Origin of the sequence: Kaistia geumhonensis (assembly GCF_030815145.1) — a bacterium.
GTDB classification, from domain to species: domain Bacteria; phylum Pseudomonadota; class Alphaproteobacteria; order Rhizobiales; family Kaistiaceae; genus Kaistia; species Kaistia geumhonensis.
Window position 1 is genome coordinate 2,058,791 of the sequence record NZ_JAUSWJ010000001.1, and the last position, 24,169, is coordinate 2,082,959.

Sequence of the window (24,169 nt, forward strand, 5' to 3'; positions counted from 1 at the left end):
AAGGTGAGCTTGATGCTCATGGTGCCTCCAGTCCGTTGATGTCAGGCGGTATTGCCTGACACCCTCTTTATACGGTGTTTCCCCATATCGCGCAAGCGGAATATGAGGAAACACCGTATTTGTTTGAGCCCATGCCATCGCGCCCAACGACGTTTCGCCCCGCTGGTCGGCCTGATCGGGCGGAGCAGCGGCGCGTCTATGACGAGCGGCGCGGCAGTGCCCGCGAGCGCGGCTATAACGTCCGCTGGCAGAAGGCGCGACAGACCTTCCTCGCCCGCTCGCCACTCTGCCTCGGATGCGAGTCTGTCGGGTGGATCGAGCCGGCGACGGTCGTTGATCACGTCGTGCCCCATGACGGTGATACGGCGCGCTTCTGGGACACGGAGCGCTGGCAGGGCTGCTGCAAGTGGCACCACGACGTGGTCAAGCAGCGGCTTGAGGATCGGTGGAGGCGCGGCGAGGTCGGCGCCCCGGCGCTCTGGCTGTCGAGCCCCGAGGCCGCCGCCCTGACCCGCGCGCTCCGCCCGCTCGGTTGAGGGGGGGTGGGGGGTCGAAAGTTCGGGCCTTTTCGGACAGGACCGGCGCTCCAATAGGGAAGAAATCGGCGCGGAATTCGGCGGCAGGTTTTTTTTGGCGTCACTCCGGCGCTGCAACATGAGGTGACCCGATGGCTGCGCGTGGCAGGCGGGGTGACCCGGCTGCCCAGGCTGCGAAGGGGCATCCCGGTCGCCGCCGCAAGAGCGTCAAGAAGATGATCGCCGAGGCGGATCGCGTCGCGAGCCTCCTCGCCGCGGCGCCGCCGATCGGCGACGAGTTCTCGCCGCCGGTGTTTCTCACCGACCCGACCGTCGCGCCGGCGCTCAAGATCTGGCGCGACTTCGCGCCCGAGCTTCGGCGAACGAAGCGGCTGTCGCAGCTGCACCGGCTGCACTTCGCGATGTTCTGCGTTTACTACGGCGAATGGCTGGCGGCGTCGGACGATATCCGTCGCAACGGGACCTTCCAGATGGTGGCCACCGTCTCCGGCTCGGAGATGGAACGCACCCGGCCGATCGTTGCCTTCCGCGAGATCGCCTATCGCAACGTCATGGAGCTGGGGAAGGAATTCGGCCTGACGCCGCGCGAGGAATACGCCCTCGTGCGCGACCAGGCGGACGCGGTGTCGCGCAATCCCGGCCTCTTCGGCGACCAGCGCCAGCCCGCGAGCTCCTCCGAGCCGCCGGCGCCCGCCAAGGCAGACAGCCTGATCGGCTCGCTCGACGCCCTCGATTCGGAACCGCCTCCGGGCCTGCCCAACTAAGAGATGAGCGAGGATCCCCTCGCTGGCGCTTCGACGGTCGCCGTCGAGGCGGCGGCCCGCGCGAGCCTGTGGCCTGAACCGCAATGGCTCACCGAGCTGTGCGCCGAGCCCGGCAACGAATGGGCGCGCAAGGCCTGGGAGAAAGCGCGGCAGGTTCCGGGCGCGTGGTTCGACCATGCGAAGGCCGAGAAGGTCGTCGCGCTGTGGCCGACATGGTTCGTGCTCACCGACGATCGCTTCGCCGGTGTTCCGTTCCGGCTGCTGCCGTGGCAGGCGGCCGTGGTGCGGCTTCTCGTCGGCTGGAAGGCGCCGACCGAGATCATCGACCCGTGGACGGGCGCAAAGACCTTCGCGCATGTCCGCGTCTTCAAGCGGCTGCTGCTCTGGATCCCGCGCAAGAACGGCAAGAGCGAGTTCCTCGCCGCGCTGGCGCTGCTCTTCTTTGCGATCGAGGGCGTCGCCGGCGGCCAAGGCTTCGTGTTCGCCCGCGACGAGGCGCAGGGGCGCGTCGTGCTGCGCAAGATGAAGGCGATGATCGCGGGCAATCCGCGGCTCGCCGAAGACGCGCAGCCCTTCGCGAAATCGATCTATCTGAAGCCGACGGCATCGCTTTTCGAGCTGCTGACCGGCTCCGAGGAGGGCAAGCACGGCAAATCGCCGACCGTCATCGCCGGCGACGAGATGCATGAATGGCGCTCGCGCGAGGTCGAGACGACGCTGCGGCAAGGCACGGGAACGCGCCTGCAGCCCATCGAGCTCTATGCCTCGACGGCGGGCAAGAAGACGAACCCGACCGGCGTCGCGCTCTGGGAAGAGAGCCTCGCCATTCTCGACGGCCGGATCGACGATCCGGCGACGCTGGTCGTCGTGTTCGCGGCCGGGCCGGAAGACGACTGGCGGGACGAAGACGCCTGGCGCCGCGCCAACCCGTCGCTCGGCCTGTCGCCGACGATCGCCTTCCTGCGGCGCGAGGCGGCGCTTGCCATCGACAATCCGCGGGCCGAGGCGCATTTCCGCTGCTACCACCTCAACCAGTGGGTCGACGGCACCGTCCGCTGGCTGAGCGTCAAGAAGTGGGATGCCTGCGCCGTCGACGCGACGAGCTGGAAGACGGCGGCGCAGCGGCTGAAGGGCCGTACTTGCTGGGGCGCGATCGACGTCTCGTCGACCCGCGACGTGACGGCGCTGATCTGGCTGTTCCCGCCGGAGGGCGACGAGACGAAGTGGCAGCTGGCCTGCCGCTTCTGGGTGCCCGAGCTGACGCTGGCCGAGCGCGTCAAGGCTGATCGCCTGCCCTATGACCGCTGGAAGGCGATGGGCGCGATGGAGACGACGCCCGGCGACTATGTCGACCAGAACTTCGTGAAGGCCGCTGTCCTCGAAGGCTTCAACGACTTCGACGTGCTCGGCGTCGGCTACGATCCGTGGAACGCGACGAAACTCGTCGCCGACCTCGAGACCGAGGGCGTCGAGATCGACCGGCTGATCGAGATGCGGCAGGGCATCGCGACGCTGGGCGAGCCGTCGAAGCACTTCGAGCGGCTCGTCTATGCCGAGCTGCTCGATCACGGCGGCCATCCGGTGATGCGCTGGATGGCGGGCAACGCGGTCGTTCGCTTCGACGAAAACCTGAACTTCGCGCCGGCTAAGAAGCGCTCGGCCGAGAAGATCGACGGCATCGTTGCCGGTGTCATGGCGGCAGGCCTCGCCTTCCGCAACGACGACGCAAAATCCTTCTGGGAAACGACCTGACGAATGGGCATCTGGTCCTGGCTCCCCTGGGGGCGGAAGAACGCCGACCCGACCGAGCGTCAGGCCTGGCTGCGCGGCGGACTTCCGACCGGCGCACCACTGACGCCGGAAACGGCCCTCAGCACCACGACTGTGCTCGCCTGCTGCCGTGTGCTGATGAACGGCGTCGCGCAGGTGCCGTTTCGCCTTTATCGGGAAGCCGACGACCGCCGTAAGCCGGCGAGCGATCACCCGCTTTATTCGCTGCTCTATCGGCGGCCGAACAAGTGGCAAACGGCCTTCGAGTTCCGCCAGACACTCGTGCTGCATCTGGCGCTCACCTGGAATGCCTACGTCTTCGTCAATCGGGTCGGTATCGCGCGCAACATCTTCGAGCTGATCATCATCGAGCCGCAGCGCGTCACCGTCGAGCGCCGCGACGATCTTTCGCTCGTCTATCGCGTGACCGGCGAGAAGGGTGAGCAACAGGTATTCCCTGCCGAGGCGATCTGGCATCTGCGCGGCCCGTCGTGGAACAGCTATCTCGGCATGAACCCGCTTCGGCTGGCTGCGGAGGCGATCGGGCTTGCGGCTGCGCTGGAGCGCGGCCAGGCCGAGTTTCAGAAGAACGGCGCCGCGGTCTCCGGCTCCTATTCCGTGGAGGAAAAGCTCTCGCCAGAGCGCTACGAGTTCCTGGCGAAGTGGATCGACAGGCACGCCGTCGGCGGCGACCGGGCCGCCAAGCCTATGATCCTCGACATGGGGGCCGAATGGGCATCGCATGCGATGTCCAGTGTCGATCAACAGCTGATCGAGACGCGCAAATTCCAGATCGAGGAGATCTGCCGCGCCTTCAACATCATGCCGATAATGGTCGGGCATGGCGGCGACACCTCGCCGACCTATGCCAGCGCAGAGCAGTTCTTCCTGGCGCATGTCGTGCACACGCTCTCGCCCTGGTACGAGCTGATCGAGCAGAGCGCCGACGTCAACCTACTTACCGAGGAAGAGCGCGCGGCCGGCTACTACACGAAGTTCACGCCCAACGCGCTGATGCGCGGCGCCGCAAACGACCGCGCCAACTTCTATTCCAAGGGCCTCGGCGCCGGCGGCACGAAGGGCTGGCTTACCCAGAACGACGTGCGGCGCCTCGAGGATATGGACCCGTCGGACGATCCGAGGGCCAACGAGCTGCCGCAGCCGACCGCGAAGCCCGGCACGTCGCCGGCCGACCCGTCGAACACGCCCGGAGATCCCAATGCGCAGTGAAGCCTTCTATGCGCCGCTCGAGGTGAAGTTCGCCGAGGGCGCCACCGCTGGCATCTTCGAGGGTTATGGCGCGGTGTTCGGCAATGTCGACGCCTATGGCGACGTCATCCAGAAGGGCGCATTCCGCGAGACGCTGCGCGAGTGGAAAGGGCTCAAGAAACTGCCGCCGATGCTCGTACAGCATGGCGGCTGGATGATGACCGACATGGACGCGCTGCCGGTCGGGATCTGGGAGGCGATGTCGGAAGACGACACCGGCCTTCAGGTCAAGGGTCGCCTCATCAATCTCGACACCGAGCGCGGCAAGACGATCTATGGCGCCATGAAGGAAGGCGCCCTCGACGGCATGTCGATCGGCTACCGGGCGAAGGAATTCGCGCTCGGCACCAAGCCCGAGGAGCCGCGCCGCACGCTCAAGAAGATCGACCTCATGGAGGTGTCGGTTGTCACCTTCCCGGCCAACGGCAAGGCGCGCGTCAGCGCCGTCAAGTCGCAGGACGATCTGAGCGTCGAAGACATTCGCGAGATCGAAGCCATCCTCCGGACGGAGGACCTCTCGCAACGGGACGCCGCGAAGGCCGTCGCCGGCTTCAAGAAGTGGCTCCGCCGTGACGGCGGTGCACCGGGACCAGGCTCTCGCGACGAGAGTGCTGCGGCCGACCTGGCGGACGTGATCCGCCGGAACATCGCATCCCTTTCGGCACGGTGAGAACCATGGACCTGAACGAGATCAAGGGCCTGCTCGACAAGCAGGGCGAGGCGTTCGACGCCTTCAAGAAGTCGCACACCGAACAACTCGACGAGCTGAAGAAGAAGGGCGCCACCGACCCGCTGCTGGTCGAGCGCATGGGCAAGGTCGAAAAGGCGCTCGACAGCGCGGTCGAGGCGAAGGCCGCGATCGAGGCGAAGCTCGAGGCCGAGAAGAAGGAGCGCGAGGCGCTCGAGGCGCGGATCAACCGCGAGGGCATCAAGGCGGGCAGCGTCGAGGAGGCGAAGCGCGCCATCGAGATCAAGGACTTCAACGTCACCCTCGCCGCCGTCGCGTCGGACCAGAAGCGCGGTTTTGCGCCGCTCGACGAGAAGGGCTATGACGCCTACAAGTCCGCCTTCAACGGCTTCCTGCGCAAGAACGAACGGCTGCTCACGGCCGAGGAAGTGAAGACGCTCTCGGTCGGCTCCGACCCCGACGGCGGCTATTTCGTCACGCCGGACATCACCGGGCGCATCGTCAAGAAGGTCTACGAGACCTCTCCGATCCGCCAGATTGCCAGCGTACAGGCGATCAGCACCGACGCCCTCGAGGGTATCGAGGACAATGGCGAGGCCGGCGCCGGCTATGCCGGCGAGATGACGCAGGGCTCGGATACCACCACGCCGCAGGTCGGCAAGTGGCGGATCCCCGTCTTCTGGATCGACACCGAGCCGAAGGCGACGCAGCAGCTGCTCGACGATGCGGCGGTCGACATCGAGGGCTGGCTGAGCGGCAAGGTCGGCGACAAGTTCTCGCGCTTCGAGAACTCCGAGTTCGTGAACGGTGCCGCCAACAAGATCCTCGGTCTCGCCAAGGGATACACCGCCGCCGCCGACAGCGGCGCCGGCGTCACCTGGGGACAGGTCGGTTATGTCGCCACCGGCTCGGACGGCGCTTTCGCCGGCTCCAACCCGGCCGACAAGCTGATCGACCTGATGGGCGCGCTGAAGGGTGCGTATCTCAACAATGCGCGCTGGCTGACCCGCCGCTCCGTCGTCACGCTCATCCGCAAGTTCAAGGATGGGCAGGGCAACTATCTCTGGCAGCCGGCCTTCACGCTCGGCACGCCGGAATCGATCATGGGCTTCCCGGTCACCCGCGCCGAGGACATGCCCGCGGTGGCGTCGAACAGCTACTCGCTGGCCTTCGGCGACTTCGCGGCGGCCTACCAGATCGTCGACCGCCAGGGTATCCGGGTGCTGCGCGATCCCTACACCGCCAAGCCCTTCATCAAGTTCTACACGACGAAGCGGGTCGGCGGCGGCGTCGTGAACTTCGAGGCCTACAAGCTGCTGAAGTTCGGCACCTCGTAAGCGGCAACGCGCGGCCGGCGCCTTCGCGGCGCCGGCATTCCTCCCTCTCCATCTCAAGGATACGCACGATGCGTGACATCATGGATCGGGTGCACGTCGCCGCGGCCTTCGCGCCGAAGGCGGCCGTCACCGACAACACCGCGCAGGTCTCGTCCGTCGCCGATCTCAAGGGTTACGGCTCTTGCATGCTGGCCTATATCCTCGGCACCAACGCCGACACGGATATGACCTACACGCTGCTCATCGAAGACAGCGACGACAATTCGTCCTTCGCCGCGGTCGACGACGCCTATCTCAACGGCACCGAAGTGCTCGGCAGCGCCGACTTCGGCGACGACGGCGAGCCGCGCAAGATCGGCTATACCGGCATCAAGCGCTATGTTCGCGCGACGATCACGCCGGCGAACAATACCGGCAACGTCTTCATCGGCGGCGTCTGGGTGCTCGGCCATCCGAACCGCCAGCCGACGGCCAACCCGCCGATCTGACCCGCGCCATGCTCGCGCCCGTCCTGATCACGGCACCGGCGGAAACGCCGGTGTCGCTCGCCGAAGCCAAGGCGCATTGCCGCGTCGACCACGACGACGATGATCTCCTCATCGAGGCGCTGATCTTGGCGGCGGTCGGGCATCTCGATGGCTGGTCGGGCGTGCTCGGTCGAGCTCTGGTGACCCAGACCTGGCGGCAGGACTTTTTCGGCTTTGGCAGCACCCGCTGCGGGCCGTTGCGGCTCGCTCTCTCGCCGGTGTCCTCCATCTCGTCGCTGACCTATTTTGAACCGTCCGGGGCTCAGCAGGCCCTTTCGGCCGGGGTGTATCGACTGCTCACAGACGAGCGCGGGCCGTTTGTCGAGTGTGTGGGCGATTCGACATGGCCGTCGACGGCATGCCGGTCCGATTCGGTATCGGTCACTTATGTCGCCGGGGTCGCCGCTGCCGACGTGCCCGCGCCGATCAAGGCGGCGACGCTGCTCATCGTCGGGCATCTCTATGCCAACCGCGAAGCCGTAGCGGAAAGCACGCTCGCCGCATTGCCATACGCGGTCGACGCACTGATCGCGCCCTATCGCCGCGTAGGCCTCTGATATTTCCCTCTCAAGGATCTCACCATGGCTGATCTCTCCATCACCGCGGCAAACGTCATCGCGGGCGACGACAGCGTGCAGGCGTCCGGCATCGCGGGCGAAGCCGTCGCGGCCGGCAAGGTCGGGTATTACAACACCAGCACGCGCCGCTACATGCTGGCCGACAGCAACTCCGCCACCGTCGAAGCGCGGCGCGGCACCTGCATCTTTCTCAACGGCGCAGCGGCGGGGCAACCCGTGAAGGTGCACCGGGCTGGCGACATCACGATCGGCGCCACTCTCACGGCGGCCACGGCCTACTATCTGTCCGACACGCCAGGCGGCATCTGCCCGCTCGCCGATGTCGGGAGCGGCGAGTATGTCTGCCAGGTCGGGCTCGCCAGATCGACGACTGTCCTTACGGTCGACTTCCAGTTCCCGGGCGTCGCGCTCTAGACCGTGCCCTGGGTGCGGTTTACCAGCCGCTTCGACTGGTCGCCGCCGCCGTTTCGGCAGCGGCGCACGACAGTGTTCCAGGCCGGCCAGACCCTGCTCGTGACCACGGCATGCGCGAAAAGCGCCGTCGCGGCCGGCAAGGCTGTCCCTGTCGCCAAGCCCAAGCAGGAGCACGACAATGGGCGCGGGTGACCTTCGGGAACGCCTCTCGTTCCAGAAACGCGCCGCAATCGACGACGGCTTCGGCAACCCGGTCTCCGGTCCCTTCGTCGAGCAGTTCGTCGTGTGGGGGCGCATCCAGTATCTGAAGGGCGGCGAAGGTGTGCAGGCGGCCAGGCTCGCCGGTACGCAACCTGTCATCCTGCATGTCCGGGCGTCACGCCAGACGCGCACCATCTCTCCGGACTGGCGGGCGGTCGACGCACGGCGCGGCACGATCTTCAACATCACTGCCGCCGCCAACATGGACGAGCGCAACGTCATGATCGAGATCCTTGCATCGAGCGGGGAAGCATCGGGCTGATGGCGACCAAGGTGGAGCGGCTCGATCGGCTCAAGGCGAAGATCGCGGCGATGGCCCCTGCGGCGAGAGCCGAGATTCAAAAAGCTCTCGTCGAGAGCGGAGAGGAGATCGCGAACCTCGCTCGTCATCTCGCGCCAAAGAAAAGCGGGGCGCTGGCGCGGTCGATCGGATCGACGCTTGGCGCCTACACGCCGGACAACTCCAATGTGCGCGGAGTATCGGCCGGAGGCGGCAATGATCTTTCTGTCACGGTGCATGCCGGCGACGAGAACGCCTACTACGCGGCGTTTGTCGAGTTCGGGACAGCGCCGCATCGGCAGAAGCGCAACCCGTTCAACGGTGGCGAGCATCCAGGGTCGAAAGCCGTTCCATTCTTCTTCCCGGCCTATCGAGCCGGAAAGAAGAGGGCGAAATCGCGGATCGCGCGCGCGGTCAACCGTGCTGCCAAGAAGGTAGCGTCGAAATGATCGGCAGCCCGAGCCTGGCGCTCCAGAAGGCTATTGTCGACGCGCTGAGCCGCGGCGTGCCAGAGGTCGGTGGCCGCGTGTTCGATGTCGTGCCGCCATCGGCGGCCTTCCCCTATGTCACGATCGGCGAAGGACAGGACCTCGCCGATACTGCCGATTGCTATGACGGCACCGAGTCCTTTCTGGACATTCACGTGTGGTCGCGGGCGGTCGGTTTTCCTGAGGCCAAGCGCATCGCCGGCAAGGTCCGCCATGCGCTGCACGATGCCGATCTGCCGCTCGACGAGCATGTTCTTCTGCTTCTCCACTTTCGGGATCAGCGCCCTCTTCGTGATCCCGACGGCGTCACAAGCCATGTGGCGATGACGTTCCGCGCTCTGACACAGCCAGCCTGATACAGGAGACAATGATGGCGAAGCCGACCACGCTTCGGGGATCGAAGCTGCTCGTCAAGATTGGCGATGGTGGATCGCCGGAGGTCTTCACGGCCCCCTGCGCCCTGACGACGAAGTCATTCGGCCGCTCGGCCGGAGTGAACGAATTCAACGTCGCGGACTGCGACGACCCGGACGCGCCGATCTGGACCGAGCGTGTCAAGAGCGCGCTGTCGTCCACGATTTCTGGCTCCGGCACGCTCGCGCAGGAGAGCCTCGATCTCTACGAGGCGGCCTATTCGGACCAAGACTCGCGCAATGTCCAGGTGACGATCGACTATTCGGTCGGCCCCCGTACCTATGAGGGCAAATATCACCTGACGACCCTCAACATCACCGGCGAGCAGGACGGGCTCATCCAGGTCGAGATCGAGCTTCAGTCCGACGGCGCGGTCGGCATCGCCGCATGAGCCGCTCTGGGGCGATCGAGATCGCATGGAACGGCGGGACGCATTCATTCCGGCTTGCGATCCGCCAGTGGGTCGAACTTCAGGAGGAATGCGGCATCGGTCCTCCCGAGCTGCTTTCGCGGCTTGGAGGCAGCCGCTGGCGCGTCCAGGACGTGCGCCAGCCGATCCGGCTGGGGCTTGTCGGCGGCGGCATGAAGCCGGCGGATGCCAACATCCTTGTCGCCCGCTATGTCGACGAGCGCCCGCTGATCGAGGCTGTGCCGGTCGCGCAGGCGATCGTCCTCGCGTCACTTGTCGGCGTGCCCGACGAGCCCGTGGGAAAAGAGGCGGCGGCGGGGGCCGCGACGGAGGCGGACGCGACGGACGCCTCGCCTTCGCCGCCTATTACGGATCCGGCGCCGCCATGGGGTTCACCCCCCGCGATGTCGACGACATGAGCTTCTGGGAGTTCGCGGCCTGCGTCGACGGCTTCAACACCGCCAACGGCGCCGAGCCGGACGTCGAGCCGCCGACGGCCGAAGAATATCACGACATGGTGCGGAGGCTCGGCTGATGGCGACCGATCTCGAAAGGCTCGTGGTGCGCCTCGAGGCGCAGATCAAGAGCTATGAGAACGCCATGAAGAAAGCCGCTGGCATCGGCGACAAGACGGCAAAGCGGATCGAGACGCGGTTCGCAACGATGAACAAGAGGCTCGATGGCTTCGGTATTGACTTCCTCAAGGGCGTCGGGGCGGGTGCCGCCGGCGCACTCCTCGCCGGTCTCAACTTGAACGCTATCCGCGATGCGGTGCGCAGTGTCGGCGATCTCTCCGATCTCGCGGACGCCCTCGGTGTCACTGCCGAACAAATTCAGGCCCTGCGCTATGCCTCCGAGCAGGCGGGCGGATCGACGGAGGCGCTGGACTCCGGACTCTCGAAGTTCGTCAAGAATGTCTCCGACGCCGGACGCGGAACCGGCGACCTCGCGGCGGTGCTTGAAGCCAACAATGTCGCTGTGCGGGACCAGTCCGGCAATCTGCGGTCGTCAATCGACCTCCTCGGCGCATACGCTGATCTCGTGAAAGGCGCCAGGAGCCCCCAGGACCAGCTCAACCTGGCCGTGATGGCGTTCGGAAGGTCCGCCGGGCCCGACCTGGTTGGCCTGCTGAAACAGGGCAGCGCGGGTATCAATGATCTCGTTGCCGATGCCCGGCGCGCGGGCGTCGTGCTCGGCGACGATCTCGTTGCCGAGGCCGGAGCGCTCGACGATACCCTGACAGGGCTCGAATCGCAGCTGCGGAACACGTTCGAAGAATTCGCCGTGCGCACGGCGCCGCTGCTGATCAATGGGCTGACGGGCGTCAACGAGATGCTCCGCGAGATCTCGGACACATTGGCCGGTCTGCCGCTCAAGCAGATGGACGATTTTCTCGCAAAGGTGCAGGCGGCGGTCGCAGCTTCTGGGCGCGACTTCGGTGACTTCACAGGCCTTCGGACGTCGTCACTCGCCTTGCAGCGGCGGTTCGGCATTCAGTCGCCGGCCATGAAAGCCGAGGATGCGGCCTATGCGGCCTATGAAGCGCAGCGCAACGCGGCACGATCCGGCGCCGCTCCGGCGACCGCAGGCGCGACCTCATCGCCGCCGACGGTCGTCCCCTCCATGAGCGGCGGCTCCGGGAGTGTCAGTCGCGGATCGGGCGGACCGAACGACTACGAGCGGGCCGTCAAGTCGATCAAGGAGCGAACGCAGGCTCTCGTCGCAGAGGCCAACGCGCAGGCATCGGCCAACCCCCTCGTGACCGACTATGGCTTTGCGGTGGAAAAGGCGCGTGCAGCGCAGGATCTGCTGACGGCCGCCATGGAAGCGGGCATCGCTATCACGCCAGAGCTGCGCCAGTCGATCGACCAGCTGGCGACCGGCTATGCCGCCGTTGTCGTCGACGCCGAAAGGCTCGCAGAGGAGCAGGGACTGATCCTGCAGCGTGCGGAAGACATGCGCGACACCATGAAGGATGTCGCCGGCGGCTTTGCATCGGATCTTCTGCGTGGCGCGAGCGCGGCTGAGGCGCTTGCCAACGCGATCCAGAAGATCTCCGACAAGCTGCTGAACGTCGCTCTCGACGCTGTCTTCGGCGGTGGCGGCGGGTCCTCAACCGGGGTGCTCGACGGAGTTATCAAATCCCTGATCGGTCACAACGCGACCGGAACGACCAACTGGCGCGGCGGGCCGACTTGGGTCGGGGAAAAGGGCCCCGAGATCGTTGACCTGCCGCGAGGCGCCCGCGTCATCCCGAACCATGTCATCGCCAGGGACGCGGGATCCGGGAGCGGCGGCACGACCAATGTCAGCGTCTCGATCGCGACCCCGGATTCTGGAAGCTTCCAGCGTTCGCGCGGTCAGGTCGAATCCACCATCGCGCGGGCCGTCGCGCGCGGGCAGCGCGGGCTCTAGAGATGGCGTTTCACGACGTGCGCTTCCCCGTGCGGATCGCCTTCGGGTCGACCGGCGGTCCTGAGCGCAAGACCGAGATCGTCACGACCGGTTCGGGCGGCGAGGAGCGGAACGCCGTGTGGGCCAACTCGCGCCGGAAGTACAATGCGGGGTACGGCGCGACCTCGATCAGCGACATCCACAAGATCATCACGTTCTTCGAAGCGCGTGGCGGCCGCCTCAACGGCTTCCGCTTCAAGGACTGGCTGGACTATAAATCGGTCTCCCCCGACGCCGCGATAGCGCCGACCGATCAGTTGATCGGGACTGGAACCGGCGCCCTCGCGACCTTTCAGCTGCGCAAGACCTATACGTCCGGTGCGCAAAGCTGGGCGCGGACAATCCAGAAGCCCGTTTCGGGCACCGTCCGGGTGGCGGTCAACGGTGTCGAGAAGACGAGCGGTACGCATTTCAACGTCGATCACTCGACAGGGATCGTCACCTTCACCGGCGGCAACATCCCGACCGCGGGACAGGACGTCCGCGCCGGCTTCGAATTCGACGTGCCGGTGCGCTTCGACGTCGATTTCCTCTCGATCAACCTGGCGCATTTTCGGGTCGGCGAGGTGCCGGACATTCCGCTCATCGAGATCAGGCCATGAAGACCCTTCCTGCTGGGCTGCAGGCTCATCTCGACACCGGGGCGACGACGCTTTGCTGGTGCTGGAAGGTTGCGCGCCGCGACGGCCTCACCTTGGGCTTCACGGACCACGATGTCGCCTTCGCTTTCGACGGCGTCACCTATGACGCGGCGACTGGCTTCACGGCGACGGAAATCGAGGCCAATCTTGGTCTCAGCGTCGACAATCTCGATGTCGAGAGCGCGATCTCATCGGACCTCATCACGGCCGACGACATCACGGCCGGACGATGGGATGATGCGACGGTCGAGATCTGGCGCGTCAACTGGTCCGATGCATCGCAGCGCATCCTCGTCCGCAAGGGTTCGATCGGCGAGGTCACGCATGGGTCGGTTGCATTCAGTGCCGAGATCCGCGGGCTGGCGCACGAGCTCAACCAGTCGAAGGGCAACACCTATCAGCGGATGTGCGCAGCGGTCCTCGGTGATGGCCGTTGCAAGATCAACCTGGCAGCTGCGGAGTTCCAAGGCAGCGGAAGCGTGTCGGTTGCCCTGGACGGACGCTATCTGAGCGTCTCTGGCCTCGAGGACTTTGCCGAAGGGTGGTTCACCTTCGGCGTGCTCACCTTCACATCAGGGGCCAACGCAGGCGTCGCGATCGAGGTGCGCCAGAATCTCTGGCGGCAATCGGACGTCACGATCACGCTCTGGCAGCGCGCTCCGCTTCCGATCGCGCCCGGCGATACCTTCACCATCGTCGCCGGCTGCGACAAGACTTTCGCGACCTGCAAGGCGAAGTTCGACAATCACCTGAACTTCCGCGGCTTCCCTTATATCCCCGGCAATGATGCCGTGCTGCGCGTCGCCAAAAAGAGCGACACGGAAAATGACGGCAGCTCCTTCTTCAATTGACCGGGCCGCGGTCCTCGCTGTGGCGCGGACGTGGGTCGGCACGCCCTATCATCATCAGGCCTCCCTCAAGGGCGTCGGCTGTGACTGTCTCGGGCTCATCCGCGGCATCTGGCGGGAGATCTATGGTTCCGAACCGGAATTGCCGCCGGCCTATAGCAGCGACTGGTCCGAGGCGACGGGCCGGGAGACTTTGCTCGAGGCGGCGCGCCGTCATCTCGTGCCGATTTCGGCGGATAAGGCCATCTGTGCCGATGTCGTGCTGTTCCGCTGGCGCGACCATCTTCCGGCGAAACATGCCGGCATCCTGATCGGCGACGATCGCGTCCTTCACTCACAAGAGAAGGACGGCGTGGTCGCCTTCTCCCTCACTCCATGGTGGCGCCGGCGCATCGCCGCTGCCTTCCGATTTCCGGGTCTCTAGTTGGCAACCATCCTGCTCTCAACGGCCGGCGCTGCCATCGGCAGCGTCTTCGGCCCCGTCGGCACGCTGGTCGGACGGGCGCTCGGCGCCTTCGCCGGCGCAGCCATCGACAATGCTGTCGTCAACGCGCTCACGCCCGCGACGCAGCAGGCGGGTCCACGCCTGACCACGACCGACATCACGAATTCGACCGAAGGGGCGGTCATCCCAAGGGTCTATGGTCGCGCGCGCATGGGCTGCCAGATCTTCTGGGCTACGCATTTCGAGGAAGTCATCGAGACCGACACGTCGGGCGGCAAGGGCGGCGGGTCTCGGGTCGAAACGACGACCTACCGCTACTATGCCAACTTCGCGGTCGGCATCTGCGAAGGGCCGATTACCACCATCGGGCGGATCTGGTTCGATGGACAGGAGGTCGACCAGCTCCTCATCACCTATCGCTACTATCGGGGCGACGAATACCACGTCGTCGACTCTCTCATGGAGGCGAAGGAAGGCAGCGGCAACTCGCCGGCCTATCGCGGGCTGGCCTATATCGTCTTCGAGCGACTGCCGCTCGAGGATTACGGCAATCGTATCCCGCAGGTGCATGTCGAGGTGTTCCGCTCGGTCGGCGACCTCGAGCCGATGATCGAGGGGGTGGCGATCATCCCTGGCAACGAGTTCCTCTACGAAGGCGAGCCGATCACCGCCAATGACGACGAGTTCGGCGGATATGGCGATAACCGGCATACCCTCACGGCGGTGTCGGACTGGTACGCATCCATCGGCCGCCTTCAATGGCTGGCGCCGGAGCTCAAATCGGTGCTGTTCGTCGTGCCGTGGTTCGGCGACGATCTGCGCTGCGGCGTGTGCACCGTCCGCCCGAAGGTCATCGACAATACGCGGACGACCGTACCCTTCCCGTGGGTAGTCGCGGGTCTCACGCGCACCACGGCCTTGGTCGTGACGCAGTTCGAAGGAGCATCCGCCTATGGCGGCACGCCGAACGACGGCAGTGTGATCCGGGCAATCCAGGACCTGTCGTCACGCGGCATTGCGGTCACGCTGCTGCCTTTCATGATGATGGATATCGCGCATGGCAACGGGCTGCCAGATCCCTATGGCGGCAGCGAGCAGCCGGGCTACCCATGGCGTGGCCGCGTCACCTGTTCGCCCGCTCCGGGACAGCCTGGCACCGTCGACAAGACGGGTACGGCCGCCTCGCAGGTGGCGAGCTTCGTCGGTTCAGCGGCGCCGGCCGATTTCGGTTTCACCGGCGGCAACATCACCTATGTCGGCCCGGCGGAATGGAGCTATCGCCGCTTCATCCTGCACTATGCGAAGCTCGCGCAGGTTGCCGGCGGCGTGAGCAGTTTCCTGATCGGGTCGGAGATGATCGGCCTCACGCAGGTGCGCAGCGGCGCCTCGACCTATCCTTTTGTCAACGCTCTGAAGACCCTCGCCGCAGATGTAAAGGGGATGCTTGGAAGCGTCGTTGACGTCGGTTATGCGGCTGACTGGTCCGAGTATCATTCGCACCGTCCGTCCGATGGCTCGAGCGATGTCTATTTCAATCTCGACCCGCTGTGGTCGGACAGCAATATCGACTTCATCGGCATCGACAACTACATGCCGCTTTCCGACTGGCGCGATGGAGAAAGCCATCTTGACTATGTGAACGGCCTCGGGACATCGATCTATGACGACGCTTATCTGCGCGGCAATGTCGAAGGCGGCGAGCTCTATGACTGGTATTATGCCAGCATGGCGGCGCGCAATGCGCAGACGCGAACGCCGATCGTCGATGCCAGCCCGGCGTCCGAGCATTGGGTTTTCCGCCAGAAGGACGTCCGCAACTGGTGGCTGAACGCGCACCATGACCGGCCCGGAGGCGTCCGCGCCGGCTCTTCGACAGCGTGGACGCCGCAGTCGAAGCCGATCGTCTTCACCGAGCTCGGTTGCGGAGCCGTGGACAAGGGTTCGAACCAGCCGAACCTCTTCCTCGACGCAAAATCGTCGGAAAGTGGCTGGCCGTACTATTCGAACCATGCCCGCGACGATGCCATGCAGCGGGCCTTTCTCGAGGCGCTCCTCGGCTATTGGCGCGACAACAATCTCCCGGGCATGATTGATCTCGCCCGGTCGAATGTCTGGTGCTGGGATATCAGGCCTTGGCCGTCATTTCCGGAAGACCAGAACATCTGGGGTGACTCTCCAAATTGGGATCGCGGCCACTGGCTGAACGGCCGTCTGGCAACGGCGCCTGCTCGCGAGACGATCAGAGCGGTCCTCGCGGATTACGGGTTCACGGACGGCTTCGTCGAGGCGATCCCCAGCGTTGTCGAGGGCGTCACCGTCGATACGGTCGGAAGCGCCCGCAGCATCCTGGAGTCCATCGCTCCGATCCATTCCTTCGATGCCGTCGAGAGCGAGGGCAAGATCAAGTTTGTCCGGCGCCTCGGCCGTCTGAGTTCGGTGACGATCGCTTCGGACGATCTCGTTGCCGAGCAATCCGACGGGCCACTCTGGACGGAGACTCGCGGCCAAGAGACCGAGCTTCCGGACGCCGTGAAAGTGACGTTCGGCGACCCGGTCCGCGACGACCAGCCGGGTTCGGCGGAGGCGCGCCGATCATCCGGCGGCAGCATCCGTACGGTGACGATCGACTTGCCCGTCATCATGCCGGAAACGCGGGGCCGGGCAGCCAGCGAGACGCTGCTGCACGAAGCGTGGATCGGCCGCGACAAGCTTGCGTTCAGCGTGCCGCCGTCCTTTGCGCGGCTCGATCCCGGCGACATCTTCATCTTCGCCGCGACCGGCAATCGTCGATATCGTGTCACCGGGATCACCGATGGCGCCAGCCGCCGGATCGCGGCTGAAGCCGCCGATCCCGACCACTATGCGCCGGTCGAGATGCCTCGCTCGGCCGGGCCTCGGGCCATGCAGGTGCAACTCATCGATCCGCTGGCGGTCTTCGTCGACGGACCGATGCTGGCATCCAGCGACAAGGATTATGTCGGCTATGTCGGCGCCGTAGCGGCGCCCTTCCGCTCGGGGGTCGCACTCTATCGCTCGCCGACAGACTCCGGTTTTGCGCTCGACAGCGTCTGCACCGCGCCGGCGATCATCGGCGAGACCCGCTACGCCTTTTATTCGGGCCCTGTTGGGCGCTGGGACCGCGCCGGCAGCCTCTATGTGAAGCTCGTCCGCGGCGAGATGTCGTCGGCGCAGGAGGATCTCGTCCTGAACGGCAGCAACGTGCTGCTGGTCCAGAACCAGGACGGCGAATGGGAGGTCATCCAGTTCGCGACGGCCACGCTCGATGGCGTGCGCAGCTATGTCTTGACGGATCTGCTGCGCGGCCAGCTGGGGACCGAGCATGCCATGCGCGACCCGGTCCCGGCCGGCGCCAGGGTGATGATGGTCAACCGAGCCGTTCTGCAGCCAAGCATGGGTCAGGCGAACACGGGGCTTGCTCTCAACTGGCGGTATGGACCCGCCGACCGCGCCTATAGCGACCCGGCCTATCGCGATCTGGCCTTTACGTTTGCAGGCAAGGGGCGACGCCCGCTTTCTCCGGTCCAGTTCCGGGGGCAGCGCGACCCATCGAGTGGGGATTGGTCGCTCCGATGGATCAGGCGGACCCGCATCGAAGGTGACTCCTGGGGAGCGGCAGAAGTGCCGCTCGGCGAGGCTTCGGAAGGCTATCGCGTGTGGGTGATCGACCAGGGCGACGGTTCCATCAAGCGCACGACGGACGTGAGCAGCCCGTCATGGATTTACACCTCGAGCATGCAGGCGGCCGACTTCGGCACCGGGCAATGGAGCGTGCTGCTGCGGGTCGCTCAATTCAGTGATGCCTACGGCCTCGGCATCTCGGGTCAGGAACTCGTCTGGAACAGGGAAGCCGCATGAGCGAATCCGCACGCCTGAAGCTGCCTTACCTCGCGGCGTCGCAAGCGCAGAAGCATGTCACGCACAACGAAGCGTTGACGATCCTCGACGCCCTCGTGAGCGCGCGCGCGCTCGACAAGGATACCGCGTCGCCTCCGGGCGGGGCATCCGATGGCGATGCCTACATCGTGCCGGTCGGCGCTACCGGCGCATGGTCGGGCTGGGACAACAGCTTCGCAGAGCGTCAGGACGGCATCTGGCGCCGGTTCCTTCCCTTCGACGGACTGATCGTCTGGGTGAGCGACGAAAGCCGTCAGTATCGCTGGAACGCCACTGCAAGTGCCTGGCAGGCCTTCGGCGAGTTGCGCCCGGCGAGGAACGGGAGCGGCACCACTGACGCGCTCGCGCTCACCGATCTCGGGAAGCAGGTCATCCTCACCAATGGATCGGCCATCACCCTAACGCTGCCGAACAGCCTTCCTGTCGGCTTCCAGTGCATCGTCATTCAAGGCGGCGCCGGCGCCGTGACATTCTCGCCCGCGAGCGGGGCGTCGCTGAAGAACAGGAACAGCCACACGAAGACGTCCGGCCTCGACGCGCTCGTGACGGTGCTCGTTCGGGCGAATTCCGGCGGCTCCAGCGCCGTCTTCCACATTGCCGGCGACACCGCGGCATAGACCGCTTCAACATCGGGGATCTCGATGACTACGCTGCAGGATATCTCTGTGTGGCGCGGAAACTCGCTGCCGCCGATCGAGTGGACATGGGCAGATGGCTACGCTGGCACCGCGCAATGCCAGCTTACTGTCTGGCGTCGCGGCAAGCGCCTTTTCACGGTCGACAGCGGCGCCGGGCTGACGATCGATCCCTACGGTCGCCGATTCATCTGGGAGCCGACAGTCGACCAGTCGCGCCAGCTGCCGTTGGGCCGTCTCTGCGACTACGAGCTCGAAGACCGCGTCGGGGGCGAGCAGACGCTCTTTGCAGGCGCGGTTATCGGCATTGGCGGGCTCAACCTCGACGACGGCGCGACGCAGCCGGGCGGCAGCCTCGACTTCTCCTACACCGGCAACACCGATCAAGAACTGGACGGATGGATCTGATGGCCGCAACGCTCGTCACAAAGTACATCAAGGATGCAATCGGTGGCCTGATGCCGCGTCGTGTCGTCAACACGAGCGGCACGGATGACGGCCCTTTCATCGCCCTGCAGATCATCGCCAGGCCGGACGGTTCGGCAGCGGTTGACCTTGAGGCGCTGAACGCGGCGCTCGTCGAGGCGGTAGGCGATGCCGCAGCGGTGCTGCCGACCGGGGCCGCTACTCAGACGACGCTTGCTGCCGTGCTCGCGGCACTGCAGGCGCAGAAGACGGGCGCGCCCGCCGATCCGCAGGTCTCCGTCGGCCCCGCCAAGATCGTAACGGCGACGCTCACGCGCCCCGCCGATACCGCCGTTTATGCGACCGGCGACCTCATCGCGAACTCGACGACGGCCGGCTCGGTCGCGCCGATGGCGCTCGCGGTCGCCCGCACGAACGACGTGACCGGGATGGTCCGAAAGGTCCGCCTCGCCACCAGCAACGCCGCCTGGGCCAACAACACCGTCCGCGTCCATCTCTTCCGGAGCGTGCCGACGAGCGCGGTCGGTGACAACGGCGCCTTCTCCGGCGCGGTCAACGGCATCGCCTCGGTCCATCTGGGCTATTTCGACGTGACCTTCGATGTCGCCTTTTCGGACGGGGCCAAGGGCGAGGGGGCGCCGAACGCGGGCAGCGAGATCAATTTCGAGCCGGCCGCCGGCACCGCCAATATCTACGCCCTGCTCGAGGTGCGAGGCGCCTACACCCCGGCATCCGGCCAGACCTTCGCCCTGGCGCTCGAAGTCCTCCAGAACTGAGAGGCCCGGATGTCATCGCTCAATCAGCGGCGAGCGGCGCTCTCGGGGCAGACGAAGCGACCGTCGCGGTCCATGCAGTTTCGCGCGCTCGCGGCGACCCGTCTCGTCGCCGAGATCGCCATGGGCAACAGCCAGCAGATGAAGGACGGCTACGGCTGGGACTATGGCTGGCCCTATGCCATGAGCCAGTTCGTCCCGATCTATGCGACCTCGGTGCTGCCGCGAGGGGCAGAGAGCGCGGCCGGATACAACGCGCTCTATGTGCCGCCGACCAATGACGGGACGCGGCCGAGCGAGTTCAATGCGTTCCTCCTCCCTGGGCAGAAGGATCCGACGCCGGGCCCGCTGGATGCCGGCTTCGGCTACCAGGAAACCGGCGATCCCGGCGACGGCGCGCGCTTGTTCGCCTCTGCCGATGGTGCCGACGGTCTCGATCACCGTCACCGCCTGCGCCTGCACTTCGCCTACGGCACCTTTCCATCGGGCGCCGGAACCGTGCGACCGCACATGCGCCTTGGCGCGGCTCCTTACACGGGGATTGCGCAATCGCCCGTCATCAACACCAACACCGGCGTCTATGGCGTCACGCGGGGCACGCTCGATGTTGCTGCCGACCCGGCGAGGACCGGGGCTCTCGAATGCCGCTGGCGCCAGTCCGGCACGACGATCACCGCGCCGGCGCTGCAATCGTGGATGCAGCTCGAGGACCGCGATGCCCAGGTCGGCTATTGCCTGACGTCGATGTTCGCCGAGGGCGGGCAGACCATCGGCGGCATGGCGGCCTACATGACGGCGCTCGCGGACGATCAGCTGCGCAATGTGATCACGGCTTGCGTGCAGATCCAGCTCGACCGCGGCCTGGTGCCGATGGCGATCTTCGCCATCCACGAGGGCGAGAATGCCCGGAACATGACCGACAACAGCGCGGTCAACTATGTCGCGCAGTTCCGCATCATCTGGGAACGCTTCAAATATGGCTGGGAGAAGCTCTGCGGCTTTCCGCTCGGCAATCTCGCCTGCGAGGTCCGCTGCGGCGTGCCGATTTCCTTCCCGCAGGACGTCAAGATCGCGTCCTACGACGCGGCGATGGCGCGCTATTGCCTCTCCGACCCGATGGTCAGCCATTTCCGCTACGAGGATTCGACCTCGTACCAGTCCATGGTGGACGGCGGGTTGTTCCTCGACGGGCTGCATCTGACGCCGCTCGGCTATCAGGTGCTCGCGCTGAACGACCTGATGCGGAACATGCCGAAGGTGCCGGCGATCAACAAGGACATCCCCGGCATCCTCGGCGTCCGCGGCCTCGGGCGGACGCTTTCCGCGATCCCCGGCACCTGGTTCCAGACGCCGGCGCTGACCTATCAGTGGTGCGCCGACGGGATCCCGATCGCCGGCGCGACGGGACCGACCTTCGTCGAAACGTCCGCGGAGGCCGGCAAGACGATCACCGTCGTCGAGACGGCCACGATCAACGGCTTCCGCACCACCGCGACCTCGGCCGGCGTCATCGACACGACGTCGTTCGTCGCGGACTATGTGAACGGGATCTACCGGCTCGGCACCACGAGCTATGCCGACGAGGCGGCGTTCAACACCGCCGCAGGCATCACGAAGTCGGGCATCACCCGCGTCTCGGTCCCGGCAATCTTGGGTGGAGAGCTGATCGTCAACGGCACCTTCGATACCGACACCGCCGCGTGGGCCTCGGCCGCCACGGTCTCGATCGCGGCGGTCGGCGGGCGCCTCCGCGTGACGCGCGCCACGAACGGCCAGACGCAATATGCCTATCAGGGCCTCACTGCCGAGATCGGCAAGGCCTATGTCGCCAAGTTCGATTCCTACGCGGTCAGCGGAAACATGGCGGACTGCCGCTGGGGCAACTCGGCCGGCAACAATCTCTATTTCAGCACGGCGGTGCCGGTCGTCGGTTCCGTGCAGCACATTGCGAGCCGCGCGACGGCGCTCTTCTTCGCCGCCGGCGACGCCAATGTCGCTCGATCGGGAATCAGCGACATCGACAATGTCTCGGTCATGGAGGAAGGGCCGTTCCCCGGCTACTCCGGAACCGCCCACACGACCTTCATCAAGGCGACCACCGGCTCAGCTCTACCGAGCGGCACGGCGCAGGTGCTGCACCAGGAGGATGTCGGCTCGGAAGCCAACCGCCGCCGCATCGTCTGGGGCACGGACGGCATCCTCCGGGCGATCTACACGGTCAATAGCGTCGACGTCGCGACATTGCCCCTCGGCCCGGTCGGCATCAACACCGCGATCCGCGTCGCGGCCGCGCACGCGCAGGCGGATTTCGCGGCCTCGCTCAACGGCGGCGATGCGGTCACGGCCACCTCCGGCAACGTTCCTGCGGCGGCGTGGCTGCGCGTCGGCCGGTCGTTCACCGGCGAGGCGTGGGCCGGGAGTATCGATCTGGTCTGGCATCTCAATTCCCGCCAGTCGAACGCGAACCTGAAGAACCTCACGAGCTGATCCTCACCCGGCGATCATCCGCCAGAGCGTCCTGATCCACGGCGCCAGCGCCGCCGCGACGATGACTACCGAGGCGATCAGCAAGCCGGCGGACTGAAGGCGGTCGGCAAGGGTCCGGCGGTCGCGGTCGGGCATCCCGGCACCTTAAACCAAATCGGAGACATCATGAGCGTTCTTGACGCGGCCTCGGCTGCGCGCCTTCGCGCGGCCCATCCCCTGCTGCAGAAGCTTTTCGAGGCCGTCGCTGCGAGAACGCCGATCATTATCCTCGAAAGCCAGCGTGGCCGCGCGGCGCAGGAGGAGGCGTTCCGCAAGGGCAACTCCAAGGCGCATTTCGGCGACAGCGCTCATAACTGGAGCCCGAGCGTCGCCCTCGACGTGGCGCCGCGTCCGCTCGACTGGGGCGACCGGAAGGCCTTCATCGCGCTGTCGGTCATCGTGTTCGAAGAGGCGCGGCGCCTCAAGATCCCGATCCGCTGGGGCGGCGACTGGAACGGCAACGGCGTCCTGACCGACGAGAAGCTGTCCGACCTGCCGCACTATGAGCTGAAGCCGTGGCGCGACTTCGCGAAGCGCGATTGCGTCCTCTTTGGGGAGGCGCCGAAGCCGCCGCCGGCGGCCGTCGAGACGCGATATCCCGTCCTCCGTCGCGGCAGCAAGGGCACCGACGTGATCGAGCTGCAGCGCCAGCTCCAGGCCGCCGGCATCGATCCGGGGGCGGTCGACGGCGACTATGGCGACAAGACCTTCGCCGCCATCCGCGAGCTGCAACGTCGCAGGGGCCTCGAGCGCGACGGCGTCGCCGGCCCGAAGACGCGGGCGGCGCTGGCCGACCTGCTGTGACCCGCCAACCATCCGGGATTTCCGGACGGTTGGAAGCCTTCTTCGCACTTTCTGCAAACACACGGGAGATGATCATGATCCGCATTGCCGGAGCGCTCGCGCTCGCCTTCGTCGCCCTGGCCGGGGTCGCTCACGCGGCCGCGGTCGCCGAGCCCTCGACCGTCGTCACCGTTCCGATCGGGGACTGGATCGCGGCTGGCGCTGCGGCTCTCGCAGCCTCGGCCGGTTCGGTCGTTCTCTGGGGCCTGCGGCAATTGCCCGGCGCGCTCCTGCAGCGGCTGCGCACCCTGCAGGCAGAGCAGATCCTCACGATGGCAATGGCCTATGGTCTCAACGCTGTCGCCGGCGCCGCGCGAGGCAAGGTCCTTTCCGCCGATGTCGGCAACGCGGTGGCCGCCGAAGCACTCGGCTATGTCGTCGAGCACGGCCCGAACCGCCTCATCAAATGGCTCGGCGGCGAGCAGGCGATCCGCGAGAAGATCATCGCCAGGCTCGATCTCGGCGCCGACGCCGAAGTGAAGGCTGGCGAGATCGTGACGGCTGCGACGGGCGGCCTGTTCGCGGCCGGCAGATAGCGGGGGCATCATGGCGGACTGGCAAGGCGGCGGCCACGGCAACGAGCTTGCCGCCTGGCTGGCCGCCAAGATCATCCCGGCGCTCGCCGGCGCGGCCGGCGCCTTCGTGGCGCATCTGCTGCCGCCGGCCAAGCCCTGGCGGGAGCGGCTCGTCGAGTATATCGGCGGCGCGCTCACGGCCATGCATGTCGGCCCGGTCGCCGGGCCGGTGCTCTACAATGCGATCCTCGCCGGCTGCGAATTCTGGCATATCGACCCGCCGCAGGCCTTGCCGGCGCCGAGCGTGGAAAGCCTCGCATCGTTCCTCGCCGGCGCGCTCGGCCTCGGCATCCTGCGCGGTCTCATCGTCTGGATCAGGAGATGGGCGCGGGAACCAAAGATGCCCGGCTAGG

The 24,169-nt window shown here is 66.1% G+C and carries 29 protein-coding genes; 27 read left to right on the top strand and 2 right to left on the bottom strand.

Annotated elements, in window-relative coordinates; translation table 11 throughout:
• Positions 1-131 precede the first annotated feature (131 nt).
• The 9 genes from QO015_RS09740 (at position 132) to QO015_RS09780 (ending at position 7,883) form a co-directional block, all read left to right on the top strand.
• On the top strand, positions 132-536 hold the full coding sequence (locus QO015_RS09740; RefSeq protein WP_266279758.1) for an HNH endonuclease: 405 nt from the start codon (positions 132-134) through the stop codon (positions 534-536).
• 131 nt (positions 537-667) lie between these two features.
• Positions 668-1,300 (top strand): P27 family phage terminase small subunit, encoded by a 633-nt coding sequence (locus tag QO015_RS09745; RefSeq protein ID WP_266279757.1) that lies wholly within the window; start codon positions 668-670, stop codon positions 1,298-1,300.
• 3 nt (positions 1,301-1,303) lie between these two features.
• On the top strand, positions 1,304-3,052 hold the full coding sequence (locus tag QO015_RS09750; RefSeq protein ID WP_266279755.1) for a terminase large subunit: 1,749 nt from the start codon (positions 1,304-1,306) through the stop codon (positions 3,050-3,052).
• Positions 3,053-3,055: 3 nt separating this feature from the next.
• Entirely contained in the window at positions 3,056-4,300 is a 1,245-nt protein-coding gene (locus QO015_RS09755; protein ID WP_266279754.1) for a phage portal protein, read from the top strand.
• The gene (locus tag QO015_RS09760; RefSeq protein ID WP_266279753.1) at positions 4,290-5,009 is read left to right on the top strand and encodes an HK97 family phage prohead protease; all 720 of its coding nucleotides are present in this window, start codon (positions 4,290-4,292) and stop codon (positions 5,007-5,009) included. Before QO015_RS09755 ends, QO015_RS09760 begins: the two co-directional genes overlap by 11 nt.
• A 5-nt stretch (positions 5,010-5,014) precedes the next feature.
• Positions 5,015-6,364: a phage major capsid protein gene (locus tag QO015_RS09765; protein ID WP_266279751.1), complete on the top strand. Its 1,350-nt coding sequence runs from the start codon at positions 5,015-5,017 to the stop codon at positions 6,362-6,364.
• 68 nt (positions 6,365-6,432) lie between these two features.
• Complete coding sequence (locus QO015_RS09770) at positions 6,433-6,852, top strand: hypothetical protein (RefSeq protein ID WP_266279750.1); 420 nt, start codon at positions 6,433-6,435, stop codon at positions 6,850-6,852.
• Between the two features lie 8 nt (positions 6,853-6,860).
• Positions 6,861-7,448, top strand: coding sequence for a head-tail connector protein (locus tag QO015_RS09775; RefSeq protein ID WP_266279748.1), 588 nt, complete (start codon positions 6,861-6,863; stop codon positions 7,446-7,448).
• A gap of 24 nt (positions 7,449-7,472) precedes the next feature.
• Entirely contained in the window at positions 7,473-7,883 is a 411-nt protein-coding gene (locus tag QO015_RS09780) for a hypothetical protein (protein WP_266279747.1), read from the top strand.
• On the opposite strand, the gene QO015_RS09785 is transcribed toward QO015_RS09780, so the two are convergent.
• On the bottom strand, positions 7,880-8,023 hold the full coding sequence (locus tag QO015_RS09785; protein ID WP_266279745.1) for a hypothetical protein: 144 nt from the start codon (positions 8,021-8,023) through the stop codon (positions 7,880-7,882). The two genes, QO015_RS09780 and QO015_RS09785, sit on opposite strands and share 4 nt — an antisense overlap.
• Before the next feature lie 38 nt (positions 8,024-8,061).
• On the opposite strand from QO015_RS09785, the gene QO015_RS09790 reads away from it, so the two are divergent.
• From QO015_RS09790 to QO015_RS09860, 15 genes are all read left to right on the top strand, one after another.
• On the top strand, positions 8,062-8,406 hold the full coding sequence (locus tag QO015_RS09790) for a head-tail adaptor protein (RefSeq protein ID WP_266279744.1): 345 nt from the start codon (positions 8,062-8,064) through the stop codon (positions 8,404-8,406).
• Positions 8,406-8,873: an HK97-gp10 family putative phage morphogenesis protein gene (locus tag QO015_RS09795; RefSeq protein ID WP_266279743.1), complete on the top strand. Its 468-nt coding sequence runs from the start codon at positions 8,406-8,408 to the stop codon at positions 8,871-8,873. The genes QO015_RS09790 and QO015_RS09795 overlap by 1 nt, the downstream gene beginning before the upstream one ends.
• On the top strand, positions 8,870-9,268 hold the full coding sequence (locus QO015_RS09800) for a DUF3168 domain-containing protein (protein ID WP_266279742.1): 399 nt from the start codon (positions 8,870-8,872) through the stop codon (positions 9,266-9,268). Before QO015_RS09795 ends, QO015_RS09800 begins: the two co-directional genes overlap by 4 nt.
• A gap of 14 nt (positions 9,269-9,282) precedes the next feature.
• Positions 9,283-9,717, top strand: a complete 435-nt coding sequence (locus QO015_RS09805; protein WP_266279740.1) for a phage tail tube protein — start codon at positions 9,283-9,285, stop codon at positions 9,715-9,717.
• On the top strand, positions 9,714-10,154 hold the full coding sequence (locus QO015_RS09810) for a gene transfer agent family protein (protein WP_266279739.1): 441 nt from the start codon (positions 9,714-9,716) through the stop codon (positions 10,152-10,154). The genes QO015_RS09805 and QO015_RS09810 overlap by 4 nt, the downstream gene beginning before the upstream one ends.
• Complete coding sequence (locus tag QO015_RS09815; protein ID WP_266279738.1) at positions 10,121-10,270, top strand: hypothetical protein; 150 nt, start codon at positions 10,121-10,123, stop codon at positions 10,268-10,270. The genes QO015_RS09810 and QO015_RS09815 overlap by 34 nt, the downstream gene beginning before the upstream one ends.
• Entirely contained in the window at positions 10,270-12,150 is a 1,881-nt protein-coding gene (locus QO015_RS09820) for a phage tail tape measure protein (RefSeq protein WP_266279737.1), read from the top strand. Before QO015_RS09815 ends, QO015_RS09820 begins: the two co-directional genes overlap by 1 nt.
• Before the next feature lie 2 nt (positions 12,151-12,152).
• Positions 12,153-12,791, top strand: a complete 639-nt coding sequence (locus QO015_RS09825) for a DUF2460 domain-containing protein (protein WP_266279736.1) — start codon at positions 12,153-12,155, stop codon at positions 12,789-12,791.
• Positions 12,788-13,681 carry a phage/gene transfer agent baseplate hub protein gene (locus tag QO015_RS09830; protein WP_266279735.1) on the top strand — a complete coding sequence of 298 codons (894 nt, stop codon included), beginning with the start codon at positions 12,788-12,790 and terminating at the stop codon, positions 13,679-13,681. Before QO015_RS09825 ends, QO015_RS09830 begins: the two co-directional genes overlap by 4 nt.
• Positions 13,656-14,102 carry an NlpC/P60 family protein gene (locus tag QO015_RS09835; protein WP_266279733.1) on the top strand — a complete coding sequence of 149 codons (447 nt, stop codon included), beginning with the start codon at positions 13,656-13,658 and terminating at the stop codon, positions 14,100-14,102. The genes QO015_RS09830 and QO015_RS09835 overlap by 26 nt, the downstream gene beginning before the upstream one ends.
• Positions 14,103-17,999 (top strand): baseplate multidomain protein megatron, encoded by a 3,897-nt coding sequence (locus QO015_RS09840; RefSeq protein ID WP_266279732.1) that lies wholly within the window; start codon positions 14,103-14,105, stop codon positions 17,997-17,999.
• Positions 17,996-18,655: a DUF2793 domain-containing protein gene (locus QO015_RS09845; protein WP_266279731.1), complete on the top strand. Its 660-nt coding sequence runs from the start codon at positions 17,996-17,998 to the stop codon at positions 18,653-18,655. Before QO015_RS09840 ends, QO015_RS09845 begins: the two co-directional genes overlap by 4 nt.
• Positions 18,656-18,679: 24 nt before the next feature.
• Entirely contained in the window at positions 18,680-19,081 is a 402-nt protein-coding gene (locus QO015_RS09850; protein WP_266279729.1) for a hypothetical protein, read from the top strand.
• Positions 19,081-19,875, top strand: coding sequence for a hypothetical protein (locus QO015_RS09855; protein WP_266279727.1), 795 nt, complete (start codon positions 19,081-19,083; stop codon positions 19,873-19,875). Before QO015_RS09850 ends, QO015_RS09855 begins: the two co-directional genes overlap by 1 nt.
• A 72-nt stretch (positions 19,876-19,947) precedes the next feature.
• Positions 19,948-22,359, top strand: a complete 2,412-nt coding sequence (locus tag QO015_RS09860) for a hypothetical protein (protein WP_266279726.1) — start codon at positions 19,948-19,950, stop codon at positions 22,357-22,359.
• Between the two features lie 3 nt (positions 22,360-22,362).
• Here the strand turns inward: QO015_RS09860 and QO015_RS09865 are convergent, their stop codons facing one another.
• A complete protein-coding gene (locus tag QO015_RS09865) occupies positions 22,363-22,494 on the bottom strand; it encodes a hypothetical protein (protein WP_266279725.1) in 132 nt (43 codons plus the stop codon).
• Between the two features lie 30 nt (positions 22,495-22,524).
• Between QO015_RS09865 and QO015_RS09870 the strand changes: the two genes are divergently transcribed.
• The 3 genes from QO015_RS09870 (at position 22,525) to QO015_RS09880 (ending at position 24,168) form a co-directional block, all read left to right on the top strand.
• Positions 22,525-23,202 (top strand): peptidoglycan-binding protein, encoded by a 678-nt coding sequence (locus tag QO015_RS09870; RefSeq protein WP_266279724.1) that lies wholly within the window; start codon positions 22,525-22,527, stop codon positions 23,200-23,202.
• 74 nt (positions 23,203-23,276) lie between these two features.
• Positions 23,277-23,777 (top strand): hypothetical protein, encoded by a 501-nt coding sequence (locus QO015_RS09875; RefSeq protein ID WP_266279723.1) that lies wholly within the window; start codon positions 23,277-23,279, stop codon positions 23,775-23,777.
• Positions 23,778-23,787: 10 nt separating this feature from the next.
• Positions 23,788-24,168 carry a hypothetical protein gene (locus QO015_RS09880; protein WP_266279722.1) on the top strand — a complete coding sequence of 127 codons (381 nt, stop codon included), beginning with the start codon at positions 23,788-23,790 and terminating at the stop codon, positions 24,166-24,168.
• Position 24,169 lies beyond the last annotated feature (1 nt).

Excerpts from the sequence above, each read along its gene's own strand:
- QO015_RS09755 (WP_266279754.1), top strand. The coding sequence starts at position 3,056 with ATGGGCATCTGGTCCTGGCTCCCCTGGGGGCGGAAGAACGCCGACCCG.
- QO015_RS09860 (WP_266279726.1), top strand. The coding sequence starts at position 19,948 with ATGCAGTTTCGCGCGCTCGCGGCGACCCGTCTCGTCGCCGAGATCGCC.
- QO015_RS09815 (WP_266279738.1), top strand. The coding sequence starts at position 10,121 with ATGGGGTTCACCCCCCGCGATGTCGACGACATGAGCTTCTGGGAGTTC.
- QO015_RS09760 (WP_266279753.1), top strand. The coding sequence starts at position 4,290 with ATGCGCAGTGAAGCCTTCTATGCGCCGCTCGAGGTGAAGTTCGCCGAG.
- QO015_RS09850 (WP_266279729.1), top strand. The coding sequence starts at position 18,680 with ATGACTACGCTGCAGGATATCTCTGTGTGGCGCGGAAACTCGCTGCCG.
- QO015_RS09810 (WP_266279739.1), top strand. The coding sequence starts at position 9,714 with ATGAGCCGCTCTGGGGCGATCGAGATCGCATGGAACGGCGGGACGCAT.
- QO015_RS09750 (WP_266279755.1), top strand. The coding sequence starts at position 1,304 with ATGAGCGAGGATCCCCTCGCTGGCGCTTCGACGGTCGCCGTCGAGGCG.
- QO015_RS09765 (WP_266279751.1), top strand. The coding sequence starts at position 5,015 with ATGGACCTGAACGAGATCAAGGGCCTGCTCGACAAGCAGGGCGAGGCG.
- QO015_RS09835 (WP_266279733.1), top strand. The coding sequence starts at position 13,656 with ATGACGGCAGCTCCTTCTTCAATTGACCGGGCCGCGGTCCTCGCTGTG.
- QO015_RS09745 (WP_266279757.1), top strand. The coding sequence starts at position 668 with ATGGCTGCGCGTGGCAGGCGGGGTGACCCGGCTGCCCAGGCTGCGAAG.
- QO015_RS09795 (WP_266279743.1), top strand. The coding sequence starts at position 8,406 with ATGGCGACCAAGGTGGAGCGGCTCGATCGGCTCAAGGCGAAGATCGCG.
- QO015_RS09780 (WP_266279747.1), top strand. The coding sequence starts at position 7,473 with ATGGCTGATCTCTCCATCACCGCGGCAAACGTCATCGCGGGCGACGAC.
- QO015_RS09880 (WP_266279722.1), top strand. The coding sequence starts at position 23,788 with ATGGCGGACTGGCAAGGCGGCGGCCACGGCAACGAGCTTGCCGCCTGG.
- QO015_RS09740 (WP_266279758.1), top strand. The coding sequence starts at position 132 with ATGCCATCGCGCCCAACGACGTTTCGCCCCGCTGGTCGGCCTGATCGG.
- QO015_RS09830 (WP_266279735.1), top strand. The coding sequence starts at position 12,788 with ATGAAGACCCTTCCTGCTGGGCTGCAGGCTCATCTCGACACCGGGGCG.
- QO015_RS09845 (WP_266279731.1), top strand. The coding sequence starts at position 17,996 with ATGAGCGAATCCGCACGCCTGAAGCTGCCTTACCTCGCGGCGTCGCAA.
- QO015_RS09855 (WP_266279727.1), top strand. The coding sequence starts at position 19,081 with ATGGCCGCAACGCTCGTCACAAAGTACATCAAGGATGCAATCGGTGGC.
- QO015_RS09800 (WP_266279742.1), top strand. The coding sequence starts at position 8,870 with ATGATCGGCAGCCCGAGCCTGGCGCTCCAGAAGGCTATTGTCGACGCG.
- QO015_RS09775 (WP_266279748.1), top strand. The coding sequence starts at position 6,861 with ATGCTCGCGCCCGTCCTGATCACGGCACCGGCGGAAACGCCGGTGTCG.
- QO015_RS09870 (WP_266279724.1), top strand. The coding sequence starts at position 22,525 with ATGAGCGTTCTTGACGCGGCCTCGGCTGCGCGCCTTCGCGCGGCCCAT.
- QO015_RS09770 (WP_266279750.1), top strand. The coding sequence starts at position 6,433 with ATGCGTGACATCATGGATCGGGTGCACGTCGCCGCGGCCTTCGCGCCG.
- QO015_RS09825 (WP_266279736.1), top strand. The coding sequence starts at position 12,153 with ATGGCGTTTCACGACGTGCGCTTCCCCGTGCGGATCGCCTTCGGGTCG.
- QO015_RS09820 (WP_266279737.1), top strand. The coding sequence starts at position 10,270 with ATGGCGACCGATCTCGAAAGGCTCGTGGTGCGCCTCGAGGCGCAGATC.
- QO015_RS09875 (WP_266279723.1), top strand. The coding sequence starts at position 23,277 with ATGATCCGCATTGCCGGAGCGCTCGCGCTCGCCTTCGTCGCCCTGGCC.
- QO015_RS09790 (WP_266279744.1), top strand. The coding sequence starts at position 8,062 with ATGGGCGCGGGTGACCTTCGGGAACGCCTCTCGTTCCAGAAACGCGCC.
- QO015_RS09865 (WP_266279725.1), bottom strand. The coding sequence starts at position 22,494 with ATGCCCGACCGCGACCGCCGGACCCTTGCCGACCGCCTTCAGTCCGCC.
- QO015_RS09805 (WP_266279740.1), top strand. The coding sequence starts at position 9,283 with ATGGCGAAGCCGACCACGCTTCGGGGATCGAAGCTGCTCGTCAAGATT.